This is a genomic window from Mycoplana sp. 10N416, assembly GCF_056394765.1.
In genome coordinates, this window is the sequence record NZ_JBFTIM010000004.1 from 77,801 (window position 1) to 92,707 (window position 14,907).

General features: G+C 63.9%; 12 protein-coding genes. 5 read left to right on the forward strand and 7 right to left on the reverse strand.

Going from position 1 to position 14,907, the window contains the following annotated elements:
• Positions 1 to 31: 31 nt before the first annotated feature.
• The 4 genes from dapB to mepA all read right to left on the reverse strand — a co-directional run bounded on the left by dapB (position 32) and on the right by mepA (position 5,096).
• On the reverse strand, positions 32 to 850 hold the full coding sequence (dapB, locus tag AC1DDS_RS09700; RefSeq protein ID WP_477478712.1) for a 4-hydroxy-tetrahydrodipicolinate reductase: 819 nt from the start codon (positions 848 to 850) through the stop codon (positions 32 to 34).
• Positions 847 to 2,658 carry an ABC transporter ATP-binding protein gene (locus AC1DDS_RS09705; protein WP_477478713.1) on the reverse strand — a complete coding sequence of 604 codons (1,812 nt, stop codon included), beginning with the start codon at positions 2,656 to 2,658 and terminating at the stop codon, positions 847 to 849. Before AC1DDS_RS09705 ends, dapB begins: the two co-directional genes overlap by 4 nt.
• Before the next feature lie 114 nt (positions 2,659 to 2,772).
• Complete coding sequence (locus AC1DDS_RS09710; protein WP_477478714.1) at positions 2,773 to 3,798, reverse strand: glucokinase; 1,026 nt, start codon at positions 3,796 to 3,798, stop codon at positions 2,773 to 2,775.
• Positions 3,799 to 4,040: 242 nt separating this feature from the next.
• Entirely contained in the window at positions 4,041 to 5,096 is a 1,056-nt protein-coding gene (gene mepA / locus AC1DDS_RS09715; protein WP_477478715.1) for a penicillin-insensitive murein endopeptidase, read from the reverse strand.
• Positions 5,097 to 5,279: 183 nt separating this feature from the next.
• On the opposite strand from mepA, the gene AC1DDS_RS09720 reads away from it, so the two are divergent.
• The 5 genes from AC1DDS_RS09720 to AC1DDS_RS09740 all read left to right on the forward strand — a co-directional run bounded on the left by AC1DDS_RS09720 (position 5,280) and on the right by AC1DDS_RS09740 (position 12,147).
• Positions 5,280 to 7,130 (forward strand): extracellular solute-binding protein, encoded by a 1,851-nt coding sequence (locus tag AC1DDS_RS09720; protein WP_477478716.1) that lies wholly within the window; start codon positions 5,280 to 5,282, stop codon positions 7,128 to 7,130.
• Between the two features lie 150 nt (positions 7,131 to 7,280).
• Positions 7,281 to 8,363: a microcin C ABC transporter permease YejB gene (locus AC1DDS_RS09725; RefSeq protein ID WP_310412427.1), complete on the forward strand. Its 1,083-nt coding sequence runs from the start codon at positions 7,281 to 7,283 to the stop codon at positions 8,361 to 8,363.
• On the forward strand, positions 8,363 to 9,508 hold the full coding sequence (locus AC1DDS_RS09730) for an ABC transporter permease (protein WP_477478717.1): 1,146 nt from the start codon (positions 8,363 to 8,365) through the stop codon (positions 9,506 to 9,508). The genes AC1DDS_RS09725 and AC1DDS_RS09730 overlap by 1 nt, the downstream gene beginning before the upstream one ends.
• A gap of 8 nt (positions 9,509 to 9,516) precedes the next feature.
• Positions 9,517 to 11,157, forward strand: a complete 1,641-nt coding sequence (locus AC1DDS_RS09735) for an ABC transporter ATP-binding protein (protein WP_477478718.1) — start codon at positions 9,517 to 9,519, stop codon at positions 11,155 to 11,157.
• 30 nt (positions 11,158 to 11,187) lie between these two features.
• Positions 11,188 to 12,147, forward strand: a complete 960-nt coding sequence (locus AC1DDS_RS09740; RefSeq protein ID WP_477478719.1) for a 2-hydroxyacid dehydrogenase — start codon at positions 11,188 to 11,190, stop codon at positions 12,145 to 12,147.
• A gap of 12 nt (positions 12,148 to 12,159) precedes the next feature.
• On the opposite strand, the gene AC1DDS_RS09745 is transcribed toward AC1DDS_RS09740, so the two are convergent.
• The 3 genes from AC1DDS_RS09745 to AC1DDS_RS09755 form a co-directional block, all read right to left on the reverse strand.
• Complete coding sequence (locus AC1DDS_RS09745; RefSeq protein WP_477478720.1) at positions 12,160 to 13,014, reverse strand: C40 family peptidase; 855 nt, start codon at positions 13,012 to 13,014, stop codon at positions 12,160 to 12,162.
• 7 nt (positions 13,015 to 13,021) lie between these two features.
• The gene (locus AC1DDS_RS09750) at positions 13,022 to 13,369 is read right to left on the reverse strand and encodes a MarR family transcriptional regulator (protein WP_477478721.1); all 348 of its coding nucleotides are present in this window, start codon (positions 13,367 to 13,369) and stop codon (positions 13,022 to 13,024) included.
• A 135-nt stretch (positions 13,370 to 13,504) separates the two neighbouring features.
• Complete coding sequence (locus AC1DDS_RS09755) at positions 13,505 to 14,896, reverse strand: leucyl aminopeptidase family protein (protein ID WP_477478722.1); 1,392 nt, start codon at positions 14,894 to 14,896, stop codon at positions 13,505 to 13,507.
• Positions 14,897 to 14,907 lie beyond the last annotated feature (11 nt).

A 14,907-nucleotide genomic window follows, 5' to 3' on the forward strand; every position in this document is an offset into this window, starting at 1 on the left:
AAGGTCTTCGCTCCTCGAGGACGTTTGGATGTCAGTTAAGCCCGAGCACGTCGAGCATGGAATAATGGCCGGGCTTCTTGTCGCGCGCCCAGAGTGCGGCCTTCACCGCACCGCGAGCAAAGATGGACCGATCGGCGGCGCTGTGCGACAGCGTCACCAGTTCACCCTCGCCGGCCAGCATCACCGAATGATCGCCGACGACCGAACCGCCGCGCAGGGTGGCAAAGCCGATCGTGCCGGCGACGCGCGGGCCGGTGTGGCCGTCCCGAACGCGCACCGCATTCTCGGCCAGCGCGATCCCGCGGCCGCGGGCGGCGGCTTCGCCAAGCAGAAGCGCGGTCCCGGAAGGGGCATCGACCTTGTGGCGGTGGTGCATCTCGACGATCTCGATGTCCCAGTCGCCAGCGTCCAGGGCGCGTGCGGCCTGTTCGGTGAGAACGCCGAGCAGATTGACGCCGAGGCTCATGTTGCCGGACTTGACGATGCGGGCGTGGCGCGCCGCAGCGGTGATCTTCGCGTCGTCCTCCGTCGAGCACCCCGTGGTGCCGATCACGTGGACGATCCGGGCCTGCGCCGCAAGACCGGCAAACTCGATGGTCGCGGCGGGCGCAGTGAAGTCGAGCACGCCCTCCGCCTCCACGAAGGCCTCAAGCGGCTTGTCCGTCACGGTGACGCCGATCGGGCCAAGGCCGGCCAGTTCACCCGCGTCCTTGCCGACGAAGGGTGAGCCGGGGCGCTCGACCGCTGCAAAGAGTGTCGCTCCGCCCATCGCGTGGATGGTCCGGATGAGCGTCTGGCCCATGCGGCCGCCAGCCCCGACCACCACCAGCTTCATGTCCCTTGCCGTCATTCGCCCGCTTTCCTTTCGACTTCCTGGAGAGAGGCGCCCGGTGCCTGCAGATTGTGGAGCCGAGCGTAGAGACCGTCGGTACGGGCGGCAAGCACGTCATGCGAGCCTTCCTCGACGACCCTCCCGTCCGACATGACGACGATCTTGTCGGCGTTGACGATCGTCGACAGGCGATGAGCGATGACGACGACGGTGCGCCCGCTCATGGCATGCTCGAGCGCCTTCTGCACGGCCTTTTCCGACTCCGTGTCGAGTGCCGAGGTCGCCTCGTCCAGAAGCAGGATGGGCGCGTTGCGCACCAGTGCACGGGCGATCGAAAGCCGTTGACGCTGCCCCCCCGAGAGGGTGGCCCCATTTTCACCCACGGGGGTCTCGTAGCCTTGCGGCTGCTCGAGGATGAAATCGTGGGCATAGGCGAGCCGCGCCGCCTCCTCGATTTCGGCATCGGTCGCGTCTGCGCGGCCGTAACGGATGTTGTCCCTTATCGTGCCTTCAAAAAGGTACGGCTGCTGCGAGACATAGGCGACGTTGTTTCGCAGCGATTGTTTCTCGATTTGGGCAACATCCTGCCCGTCGATCAGGACCTGTCCTTGCGCCGGATCGTAGAAGCGCGGAATGAGGTTGATCACTGTCGACTTTCCGGCGCCGGAAGGCCCGACGAGGGCGGTAGTCTTGCCGCCTTCCGCAACAAAGCTGACTTCCTTCAGGATAGGCTTGCTGCTGGCATAGGAGAACGACACCTCCCTGAACTCGATCTGCGCCTTGCCCACCTGCAGCGGTTCGGCGCCCGGGCGGTCGCGCTGGTGCGGCTCGATATCAAGAATTTCGTAGATCATGCGCGCATTGACGACGGCACGCTCCAGGGAAATCTGCAGGCGGGCAAGGCGGCGCGCGGGGTCGTAGGCCATCAGAAGCGCGGCGATGAAGGCGAAAAGGGCCCCAGGCAGGACGCCGCCGTAGATGGCCTGATAGGCGGAGTAGCCGAGGACGCTGGCAATGGCGACGCCGGCAAAGGTTTCCGTCATCGGAGCCGTGCGCTCGGAAAGTCTGGCAATCCGGTTGGACCGCTTTTCCGCCTGGTCGATGATCTTCTCGACCTTTGCCCGCAGCTGCTCCTCCATCGTGAAGGCCTTGACGATGGTGATGCCCTGAATCGTTTCCTGTATGGCGCCGAGGACGTGACTGTTGATCAGGACCGATTCGCGCGTCGCGAACTTCAACCGCTTGGAAATGTAGCGCAGGCCCAACAGAAGCGGCGGCGCGACAAGGAAGACGATCCCCGTCAGAAGCGCGTCCTTCGAAATCATCACCCCGATCAGCGCGATGAGGGTCAGGAAGTCGCGGGCGATCGACGTCACGGTCATGTTCAGAACGTCGCGAATGCCGTTGATGTTCTGGTTGATCTGCGCGGCAAGGCGCGCGGAGCGGGCTTCGCTGAAGAAGTCGACGCTCAACGTCATCAGGTGCGAATAGAGCCTGCGCTGGTAGCGCGCGACGATGCTGTTGCCGATCTTGGAAAGCGCCACGGCCTGCCCGTAGGTGGCGAAGCCACGCAGGATGAAGGCAAGCAGGATGGCGCCGCAAATCCAGGCGACGAGATCCGCGCGCCGGTTGGCGAACGCCTCGTTGACGACCGCCTCCATGATCCAGGCCGTGAATGCGGTCGATCCGGCGACGACGGCGAGACAAAAGATCGCGAGCAGATAGCCGCGAATATGGTCTCGCCCGTTTTCGGCGATAACGCGCTTGAGGACGCTCGTGATCGTTTCGGCACTGAGGTGACGATCGGTGCGGCTCTTGTCGCTCAATAAACCAACTTTCCTGCAGCTCTACCCGGTGCCTTCCGACACAAGGGCCTTGGCGCGCTCTATAGTGTGTCCCGGCCCGTTTGGCGAGTCTGCTCTGAGTTGGAAGCGGCCGGTCTATTTTTGCCAGCGCCGCCCTTCGGTGGCGACGCCGAAGCGATCGGGCATGCGGGCGAACGCCGCAAGGCCGGCAAGCGCAGCCATCGGGTGCGTGACGACATAGGTCGGAATCGAGCGGAGCAATTCGTTGTGGGGGGCCTTGTCCTCGAAGGCGGCGCGAAATTCCGGACGGTGCAGCGCCGGCAGGATTTTTTGCGAGATGCCGCCGGCGAGATAGACGCCGCCCCTGGCCATGAAGATCATCGCCATGTCTCCCGCGACACGTCCGAGATAGGTGGAAAAGAGCGAAACGGTCTCGACCGCCGCTTCGTCGCTTCCCGCAAGGGCCGCCGAGGTGACGGCAGCTGGTGTCTCGAGCGGCGTCTCGCGCCCATCGGCCGCGCTGACCGCATGGTAGATGTTCATGATCCCGCGACCGCACAAAAGCTGTTCGGCGGAAACGCGACCTTCGATCGGCTCGAGGAAGGGCCAGATCTGGTAGTCGCGCTCGGTCCGTGGCCCCATGTCGACGTGCCCGCCCTCGCCGGGAACGGGAATCCACGAGCGCTGGGCGTGGATGAGACCGGCGACGCCAAGGCCCGTCCCGGGTCCGAGGACGGCGCGGGAGGCGGCGTAGTATTCCTGTCCGCCGCCGATCTGTTCTCGGTCACTGTCCGAAAGCGAGGCGACCGCCAGGGCCTGTGCCTCGAAATCATTGACAAGCAGCACATCCTCGAAGCCCAGATTGGCGATCATGTCGCGCGGGCGGACGACCCAGTCGCAATTTGTCAGCGGCACCTCGTCGCCCTGGATCGGCCCGGCAAGCGCAAGGATCGCCGAGCGCGGCTGAATCGAGGTCGTATCCAGGATGCAGCGCTGCAGGGCGTCGTCGATCGTGTCGAACTGCGCGGTCTGGATCACCGGGAACTCCCGCGGCGCGGCAAAGGCGTCGATCAGCAGCGCGAAACGCGCATTGGTGCCGCCGATGTCGCCGATCAGGATCGGAAAGGGGAGGGCGATCTCGCCATCGTTCGCCTTTGCCATTGGGTCTTGCGCCTCCCTGCCGGTTGTTCGTCTCGCAATTGTTTTCGATCAGCAAGCTTGCGCCGCCATTGTCAGATGCCGGTCGAAACCAGCAACTCGGCTGTAGCACGCTTCAATACCATCGGTATGTCATAAACGATTGCAAGTCGCATCGCTGGCGGGTTCCGACGTTTAAATCGATTTGAACCCTACGGGACCGCTGGGTTCGTAAGAAGCCGCGTCGAGGCCACGCGGGCCTGCCGCTACTGCAGTGATGGCCGCGGCAGGGGCACGGGGATGAGACCGGCCGGCTCGGCCGCCGCGTCGGCGGCGATCACGGCGGCAATGCTGTTGTCGGGCGCTTCTTGCCCGCTGAAGGCCAGTGCAGATCCGCCGCCATAGGTAACCTCCTGCTCCGACGCGGGCGCCGCTCCGGCAAGAACGACGGCACATGCCTTCGGGAGGTCGGACAAAGTCGTGACGCGCGGCTTGACCGGCTTCTCGTCCTTTTTCGGTTTCGGCTTGGCCCAGGGTTCGTCGGTGAACCACCAGGCGAGCGACTTGTCGCAGCCGTCGCCGGCCGGCACCGCTGCCTGTGGCTTGCAGCCGGCAGCACCTGCAGGGCACTTGATGCGAATGTGGAAGTGCTCGTCATGGCCGTAGACCGGTCGCACCTTGCCGAGCAGCGAGCGGTCTCCCTGCCAAGTATCGCACAGCTTCTTCTTGATTGCCGGATTGACGAAGACGCGCTCGACCTGCGGATAGCTTGCCGCCTTCATGACGAGCCGGGCGTGCGTGGAGGTCCAGCGGCGCGAATCGACTGTCAGGAACTTGCTCTTGTCGAGCATGGAGGTGAAGGGCAGTTCGTCGCGCTCCTGCGCCGAAAGCCGCCGATCGGGCATTGGCGTGAACCAGATGTCGGCATCGAGGCCGATCTGATGCGAGGCATGGCCCGACAACATCGGCCCGCCGCGCGGCTGCGAGATGTCGCCCAGCAGCAGTCCCGGCCAGCCGAGTTTCTGGGCGTCCTGCGAGAACCGTTCAAGAAGCGCGATCATCTGGGGATGGCCCCAGCGCCGGTTGCGCGACAGCCGCATCGCCTGCCAGCCCGGTCCATCCGTCGGGATCGCCACGGCGCCGGCAATGCAGCCCTTGGCGTAGGACCCGTAGGAGGCCGTTTCCATCTTGGCCGGGAGGCGCTTGGCCCCGAACAGTTCCTTGGCCGGCCGATCCTCGGCATGGAGCGGCGCGGCAATCGCCGAAAGCAGGACGACTGCGAGACCTGCACGATAAAGAAGCGGCTTGAGCATGGCAGACATTTGATGGCCCAGAATCGGTCGAGACTATAGTTCTTTGCGAAGTAGCACAGCGCGCTTTCGCGTGAATGGATTTTTGACTGTGGCAGGGGGCCGCAAAAAATTGCCGCTTTGATGGCGGCGTGCCCGGAATTTGACTAATCTTTCCGGCAAGGGGCATAGGCAACAGACAAGAAGGGGCTTGGCATGCAGTTCGGACCACGCTGGTTTTACTCAGGCTTGATCGTTGCGGCAGCGGCCGCCTCCCTTGTTGCCCCTGCACGGGCCGAGGATGCCGTCCCGCAATGGCGCCATGGGATTTCGACCGTCGGCGAGCTGAAATACCAGCCCGACTTTGCCCATTTCGACTACATCAACCCGAAGGCGCCGAAGGGCGGGACGCTCAAGCTCTCGAACGACGGCACCTTCGATACGTTCAATCCGCTGCTGGCCAAGGGTGAGACCGCTGTCGGCATCGGCCTCGTCTTCGACACGCTGATGAAGTCCTCCGAAGACGAGGTAACCACCTCCTACGGCCTGCTTGCCGAAGGCGTATCCTACCCGGACGACATTTCGTCTGCGACCTTCCGCCTGCGCCCCGAGGCGAAATGGGCCGACGGCCAGCCGGTGACCCCAGAAGACGTGATCTTCTCCTTCGAGAAGGTCATCGAACACAGTCCGCTCTTCACCAACTACTACAAGCACGTCACGTCGGCCGAAAAGACGGGCGAGCGCGACGTCACGTTCCACTTCGACGAAAAGAACAACAGCGAGCTGCCGCAGATCCTCGGCCAGTTTCAGGTTGTTCCCAAGCACTGGTGGGAGGGCAAGGACGCCTCCGGCAAGCAGCGTGACATCTCCAAGACGACGCTCGAACCGGTGATGGGTTCCGGTCCCTACAAGATCGCCTCCTTCTCGCCGGGATCCGCAATCCGCTACGAGCTGCGCGACGACTATTGGGCCAAGGACTTGAACGTCAATGTCGGCCAGAATAACTTCGGCCGGATCGAATATTCCTTCTTCGGCGACCGCAACGTCGAGTTCGAAGCGTTCCGCGCCGGAAATGTCGATTACTGGTTCGAGAACCAGGCGAGCCGCTGGGCGACCGGCTACGATTTTCCCGCCGTCAAGGACGGTCGCGTGAAGCGCGAGGAGATCCCCAATCCCTATCGCGCCACCGGTATCATGCAGGCCATGGTGCCGAACATGCGCAAGGAGATGTTCCAGGACGAACGCGTTCGCGAGGCGCTGAACTATGCCTTCGATTTCGAGGAACTGAACAAGACGGTCTTTTATGGCCAGTACAAGCGGGTCAACAGCTATTTCTTCGGAACCGAGCTTGCCTCCTCGGGCCTGCCGGAAGGCAAGGAGCTGGAGATCCTCAACGAATTGAAGGACAAGGTGCCGCCGAGTGTCTTCACCGAGCCCTATGAAAATCCGGTCGGCGGCGACCCCGGCAAGGCGCGCGAGAACCTGCGCAAGGCGGTCGCGCTGATGAAGGATGCGGGCTACGTGCTGAAGGGCAATCGGATGGTCAAGGCGGATACGGGCGAGCCGCTTTCCTTCGAGATCCTGTTGTCGAGCCCGACGCTGGAACGCGTTGCCGTCCCCTATACGAACAATCTCAAGCGGATCGGCATCGATGCGCGCGTGCGCACCGTCGATCCCGCGCAATACACGAACCGCCTGCGCTCCTTCGACTACGACATGACCTGGTACGTTTGGGGGCAGACGCTGCATCCGGGCAACGAACAGGGCGACTATTGGGGCTCCTCGTCGGTTTCGCGGGAGGGCTCGCGGAACTATGCGGGTATCGCCGATCCGGCGATCGACGCGCTGATCGACCGCGTCATCTTCGCCAAGGACCGGGAAGAACTCGTGGCGGCGACGCGGGCGATGGACCGGGTGCTGCTCGCCCATCACTATGTGGTGCCGATGTACTACCGCATGGCGGCGCCGATCGCCTACTGGGACCGGATCACCCACCCCGCCGAACTGCCGACCTATGGCCTCGGATTTCCCGACGTCTGGTGGTCGACCGAGGTGAAGCCGGAATGAGAGCTTGCTTTGGAACGGAGCCGCGCTCCAAATTGCGGGAAACACGAATCACCGCCACGGCGGTACAAATGCATCGGGAACTGGCGGATTGAGAGCTGACAGGGCGACAGACGGCGGCATGGCGCCCGCGTTAAAGCGGAGGCCCGGCTGATGGGTGCCTATATCCTTCGCCGGCTGCTTTTGATGATCCCGACCATCGTCGGCATCATGGCAATCTCTTTCATCGTCGTGCAGTTCGCGCCCGGCGGACCGGTCGAGCAGGTGATCTCCGATCTCACCAGCCAGAGCGGCGGCGATCGGCTGTCCGGTTCCGGTGATATGCTGCAGGATTTTTCGCAGGACGCGTCTTCCGGCTACCGCGGCGCGCGCGGCCTCGACCCCGAGTTCATCGCCAAGCTGGAAAAGCAATTCGGCTTCGACAAGCCGCCGCTCGAGCGTTTCCTGACGATGATGGGCAACTACCTGCGCTTCGACTTCGGCGAGAGCTTCTTCCGCAACACCTCCGTCGTAGACCTGATCAAGGAGAAGATGCCTGTCTCGATCTCGCTCGGCATCTGGATCCTGATCCTGTCCTACGCGATCTCGATCCCGCTCGGCATCAGGAAGGCGGTTTCCGACGGCTCGACGTTCGACGTCTGGACCTCGGGCGTCATCGTCGTCGGCTACGCGGTGCCGAGCTTCCTGTTCGGCATTCTCCTGATCGTCGTCTTCGCCGGCGGCTCGTTCTTCGACTGGTTCCCCTTGCGCGGCATCGTCTCGGACGATTTCTGGCAGTTGCCGTGGTGGCAGAAGCCGCTCGACTACCTGTGGCACATGACGCTGCCGATTATCACGCTGCTGCTTTCGGCCTTCGCCACGACGACGCTTTTGACGAAGAACTCCTTCATCGACGAGATTAAGAAGCAGTACGTCGTCACCGCCCGCGCGAAAGGGCTGACGGAGCGCCAGGTGCTCTACGGCCATGTCTTCCGCAACGCGATGCTGATCATCATCGCCGGCTTTCCCGGCGCCTTCATCTCGGCCTTCTTCACCGGCTCGCTGCTGATCGAGTACATCTTCTCGCTCGATGGCCTCGGCCGTCTCGGCTACGACGCCGTCGTCCGCCGCGATTACCCGATCGTCTTTGCGACCCTCTACATCTTTTCGCTGATGGGCCTGTTCGTCAGCCTGCTGTCCGACCTGATCTATACCTGGGTCGATCCGCGCATCGACTTCGAGCGGAGGGACGTCTGATGGCCGTCCTGCCCGATGCCCGTTCGATGCCCACCAGTGCGCCGCCGAAAGGGTTGCTGTCGCCGACCAACCGCCGGCGCTGGGAGAACTTCAAGGCCAACCGGCGCGGCTACTGGTCGCTCTGGATCTTTCTCGTCCTGTTCGTCCTCAGTCTCTCCGCCGAGTTCATCGCCAACGACCGGCCGGTCGTCGCCTCCTACAAGGGCGAAATCCTCTTTCCCGTTCTGGTGAACTATCCGGAGGAAAAGTTCGGCGGGTTCCTGGCCGAGACGGACTACAAGTCGGACTTCATCCGCGACGAGATCGAGGCGAACGGCTGGATGATCTGGCCGCCGATCCGCTATTCCTATCGCAGCACCAACTCCAACATCCCCCATTCGGCCCCGACGAAACCCTTCTGGCTGATGAGCAAGGAGGAGCGCTGCTCCGGCTACCCGATGGGTCAGGACGATCCCGGCTGTATCGTCGGCAACCTGAACTGGCTCGGCACCGATGACCAGGCGCGCGACGTGCTGGCGCGCACAATCTACGGCTTCCGCATCTCAGTCCTTTTCGGTCTCGCGTTGACGATTGCCTCGGCGATCGTCGGCGTCTCGGCCGGCGCGGTGCAGGGCTATTTCGGCGGCTGGACCGATCTTCTGATGCAGCGCTTCATCGAGATCTGGTCGTCGATGCCGGTGCTTTACATTCTCTTGATCATCTCGGCGATCCTGCCGCCGGGTTTCTGGATTCTTCTGTCGATCATGCTGCTGTTTTCCTGGGTCGGCTTCGTCGGCGTCGTCCGCGCGGAGTTTCTCAGGGCGCGCAACTTCGAATACGTCAACGCGGCGCGGGCGCTCGGCGTCGGCAACGGCACGATCATGGTGCGGCATCTGCTGCCGAACGCGATGGTGGCGACGCTGACCTTCCTGCCCTTCATCCTGTCCGGTTCGATCACCACGCTGACCTCGCTCGATTTCCTCGGCTTCGGGATGCCACCCGGGTCTCCCTCGCTGGGCGAACTGATCGCACAGGGTAAGCAGAACCTGCAGGCGCCCTGGCTGGGGCTGACCGCCTTCGCCGTCATGTCGCTGATGCTGTCGCTCCTGATCTTTGTCGGTGAAGCGACGCGCGACGCCTTCGACCCGAGGAAGACCTTCCGTTGAGCGCCGCCATGACCGAAGAGAACCACGATCCGATCCTCAGCGTGAAGGACCTGTCAGTCGCCTTCCACCAGGGCGGCAAGACGTCGGTTGCCGTCGATCGCGTCTCTTTCGAGATCGGGCGCGGCGAGGTGGTCGCGCTCGTCGGCGAATCCGGCTCGGGAAAGTCGGTGACGGCGAACTCGATCCTGAAACTCCTGCCCTATCCGGCGGCGAGCCACCCGTCCGGGACGGTGATCTTCAAGGGGCGCGATCTGATGAACGCGCCGGATCCGGTGCTGCGCGAGGTTCGCGGCAACGACATCACGATGATCTTCCAGGAGCCGATGACGTCGCTCAATCCGCTCCATTCGATCGAGCGGCAGATCGGGGAAATTCTCGAGCTGCACCAGGACATGAAAGGAGCGCAGGCGCGGACCCGCACGCTCGAACTCCTGAACCAGGTCGGCATCCGCGAGCCTGAGAAGCGGCTGTCTGCCTATCCGCACGAGCTTTCCGGCGGCCAGCGCCAGCGCGTCATGATCGCCATGGCTTTGGCGAACCGGCCGGAGCTTCTGATCGCCGACGAGCCGACGACGGCGCTGGATGTCACGGTCCAGGCGCAGATCCTCGAGCTCCTGAAGAAGCTCAAGGACGAGCACGGCATGTCGATGCTGTTCATCACCCACGACCTCGGTATCGTGCGAAAGTTCGCCGACCGCGTCTGCGTGATGACGGGCGGAAAGATCGTCGAGGCCGGGCCGGTCGAGGCAATCTTCACCAATCCGCAGCACGACTACACCCGTCACCTGCTGGCCTCCGAGCCGCGGGGCGCGCCACTGCCGCCGGACGAGACCAAGCCGGTGATCATGGCGGCGGACGACATCAAGGTCTGGTTTCCGATCAAGGCCGGCTTCATGCGCAAGGTCGTGGACCATGTGAAGGCGGTCGACGGCATCGACCTGACGCTCAAGGCGGGCCACACGCTCGGCGTCGTCGGTGAATCGGGGTCCGGCAAGACGACGCTCGGCCTGGCGCTGACCCGCATGATCGCGTCGAAGGGCAGGATCGCCTTCGTCGGCAAGGACATAGCCAGCTACACCTTCAAGGAAATGCGGCCGCTCAGGAACCGCATGCAGATCGTTTTTCAGGACCCCTATGGCTCGCTGTCGCCGCGTATGTCGGTGGCCGATATCGTTGCGGAGGGGCTGGAGATCCACGAGCCGAAACTGTCGGCCGACGAGCGCGACCGCCGGGTTGCGTCGGCGCTGGAGGAAACGGGACTCGATCCCGCCACCCGCTGGCGCTATCCGCACGAGTTTTCCGGCGGCCAGCGCCAGCGCATCGCCATTGCCCGCGCCATGGTGCTGAAACCGCAGTTCGTCATGCTGGATGAGCCGACCTCGGCGCTCGACATGAGCGTCCAGGCGCAGGTCGTCGATCTCCTGCGAGACCTGCAGGCCAAGCACAACCTCGCCTATCTTTTCATCAGCCACGACCTGAAGGTCGTGCGCGCGCTTGCCAACGACATCATCGTCATGCGGGCAGGTAAGGTGGTCGAGAAGGGGCCGGCGGCACGGATCATCGCAGCACCGGAGATGCCCTATACCAAAGCCCTGATGGCCGCCGCCTTTGACCTGGCGGCGGTAAAATCAGATGTTATCCGCCAATAGCCGATTCCCCGAAACACAGCAGGTTTGAACGTGCAGAAGAACAGCCCCGTCATCATCGATTTAAAGTTCGATCGCCAAGAGGTTGCCACCGCGCTGAAGGGAGCCTTCGCCGACCGGGATGTGATCGATCTCGCCCATCCGGCGAACAAGGCCCGCGACCTGTCGGGCATCGATTATGCGGTGGTCTGGAAGCCTGGCGCCGACCTGTTTTCACGGGCAAACGATCTCAAGGCGGTCTTCTCGGGCGGCGCCGGGGTGGACCATGTCATGACCTTGCCGGGCCTGCCGGAGGTGCCTGTCGTGCGCTTCGTCGACCCGACGCTGACGACGCGCATGAGCGAGTGGGTCGTACTGCAGTGCCTGCTGCATCTGCGCCAGTTCAAGGCCTACGAGGCGCTGAACGCCAAGCGCATCTGGCGCGAACTCGCCCAGCCCGAGGCGAAAGAGGTCACGGTCGGGATCATGGGGCTCGGCGTACTCGGATCCGATGCCGCGGCGAAGCTGCGCACCATGGGTTTCGACGTCATCGGCTGGTCGCGCCGCAAGAAGGAAATCGAGGGCATCGAAACCTTCGATGCCGCCGGGCTGGACACCTTCCTTGCACGGACGGATATCCTTGTTGGTCTTCTGCCATTGACGGCGGACACGCGTGGCTTCTTCAACGCCGGCCTCTTCGCCAAGCTGCGCCGCGAGGGGGCCCTCGGCGGGCCGATTTTGGTCAACGCCGGTCGTGGCGGCAGCCAGGTCGAGACGGATATTCTTGCAGCGCTCGACAATGGCACACTCGCGGGCGCTTCGCTCGACGTCTTCGAGCAGGAGCCGCTGCCGCTCGAAAGCCGGCTTTGGACGCACGAAAAGGTGTTTGTCACTCCGCACGCCGCCGCGGCCTCTGACGTCAAGGCGCTGTTTGCCCATGTCGAGCAGCAGATATCGCGTCTGGAAAGCGGCAAGCCGCTGCAGCATGTCGTCGATCGCTCCGCCGGCTACTGACCCGGCCCGGCCTCAGGGCCGGCGATAACCGGTCGGCTGCTCATAGAGCCAGCCGATCCGCTCGATCGCGGCCTCAAGGCCTTCCCGGGCGACGCTCATCGTGTGGCCGTTGGCGTGGACGATCGTTTCCGGATCTTCCATGATCGCAACGTGGCCCTTCCAGAACACCAGATCGCCACGCCGCAGTGCGCTGCGGTCGATGGCGGTGCCGAGGCCGTTCGCCTGCATGTCCGAATCGCGGGGGGTCTTTTGGCCGGTCATCATCATGGCGAGCTGGACGAGACCGGAACAGTCGATGCCGAAACCGCTGCGGCCGCCCCAGAGATAGGGCGTTTCCAGGAATCGCAGGGCGACAGACACGTAGTCATCCGCAATCGGCTGGCCGGCTGGGGCGCAATGGTTCGCAACGACCGACTGGCCGCCCTCCAGCGTGAAATAGCGCGTGCCCCGGGTTTCGCTTTCCCCGACGACCGATATCCGGCTGCCGAGCGACAGGGGAAAGGCCGGCGGCGTCCGCAGATCCGCGCCGGTATAGGCAAAGGTGCGCGGAACGGCGACGACGTGGGTTGCAGCCTTGCCGTTCTCCGAAAGAGCCGCTTCCGGCAGGTAGCCGACATAGCCGTCGAAGTCTGCCTTGATCCAGGCCCAGCCCTCAGCGCGATCGAGGACGTTCACGGTTTCTCCAAACAAGAGCTCCGTATCGATGCCGGCCGTCAGGTCCGGCCGCGGACGAAGGCCGATAACGGAAGCGGAGACCCGTGCCGGCGTGCCGGCGGTATAGCGAGGGGCGTCGACGGTTTCGCGCAGCGCATCCTCGGCGAGATCGGGGCGATAGGCGTTCAGGCGGCGGTCGGGCAAAGCATTCATGGCGGTCTCACGGTGTCAGCGCCCGACCCTGACCGATGATCAGGTCGCCGAGCTTTTCCAGATAGAGCGCGCCATTGATGGTGCGCTTGATGACAACATTACGGCGGTCGCGCTCGTCGCGCTCCCTGGTCACCAGCCCGAGGTCGCCCATCGTGTCGAGCGCCCGCGTGATCACCGGTTTCGTCACGCCGAGCCTGGCGGCAAGTCCGCGCACCGTATGGGGCGGCGGTACGAGATAGATCTCTAGCAGGATCGCAAGCTGGCGCAGGCTCAGGTCCCTTCCGTCAACTCGTACCTGTTGCAGCGACACGCTGTGCCAGAGGCCGAGCGCCTGCGAGGCCGTCAGTTCCAGCACGACAATCTCCGACAAGATCAAGATAGGGCAGTTTCGTTACGCTATCGTATCGATGCGGGGATGGAAAGTGTGTCACGACACGGTATTGGCCGCGTGGCCAGACACCGGTTTTCCGCGCGACCTTCGGCCCATTGATTAGCTGGCTACCGACTTCATGTGCTGGTAGAGCGCCCGTATCCCTTGCGCTTCGCCGCCGACCGGCGAATGCGGCCGTTCGGCCGGCGCCCAGCCATAGATGTCGAAATGCGCCCAGCCCTTCGTCCGCGTGACGAAGCGCTTCAGGAACAGGGCGGCCGTGATCGACCCGGCCATGCCGCCTGCCGGCGCGTTGGTCAGGTCGGCGATGCGGGCCGAGATGTCCTTGTCGTAGCCCATGTAGAGCGGCATGCGCCACAGCGGGTCGTCGACGGACAGGCTTGCCTCGCGCAGGTCGTCCGCCAGGTCCTCGTCGTCGGTGAAGAACGGCGGAAGATCCGGGCCGAGCGCGACGCGCGCGGCACCTGTCAGCGTCGCCATGTCGATCAGAAGATCGGGTTCGTCCTCATCGGCCAAGGCCAGCGCATCGGCGAGAATCAGCCGGCCCTCGGCGTCGGTGTTGTCGATCTGCACCGTCAGGCCCTTGCGGCTGCGGTAGATGTCGCCGGGCCGGAAGGCGTTGGAGGAAATCGAGTTCTCCACGACCGGCACCAGGACACGAAGGTCGATCTTGAGCTTGGCGTCCATGATCATCAGCGCCAGCCCCATGACGTTGGCTGCCCCGCCCATGTCCTTCTTCATCAGCAGCATCGAGGCGGACGGCTTGATGTCGAGACCGCCGGTGTCGAAGCACACGCCCTTGCCGACCAGCGTCACCTTGCGATGGCCCTTCTTGCCCCAGCGCATTTCCAGCAGGCGCGGTGCCTCGGCGGCAGCGCGGCCGACCGTGTGGATCAGGGGAAAATTTTCTTTCAGGAGGTCGTCGCCACGGATCACCGAGACCTTCGCCTTGTAGTGCGCGCCGAGCGCCCGGAAAGCGTCTTCCAGCGCGTCCGGCCCCATGTCGTTGGTCGGCATGTTGATCAGGTCGCGGGCGAGGAAGACGCCGGCGAGCTGGCGCTTGATGTCGGCGGCATCCGCGTCTGCCGGAATGAGAAGCGTGGGCGCGTCATTCGTCGCCGTCCGGTAGCGTTCGAAGCGGTAGCTGCCGAGCCCGTAGCCGAGCGAGAGGCGGTTTGCCGTCAGCGGCGCGGTTTCGATGTGCCAGTCTCCCGCGGGCAGCGTGCGCGCAAGTTTGCCGGTGAGGAATGGCGTGTCGGACGGTGATTTGCCGAGGCCGAACAGGGCCCCACCGAGGTGACCGTCATCCGTCGGGATCAGCAGCAGCGACCCAGGCTCCGCCTTGAAACCCGCTTTCCTGGCCCAGTCCAGCGCGATCGGTTCGATCGTGCCCGTTTCGATATGGGCAGGGGTGATCGCGAAGATCGGAAGCGTCTTGCCGCCACGCGTGTTGAACGGGGAGGGGCGATCGATGAACTGGTAGGGGGCCATTGCAGAGCCTT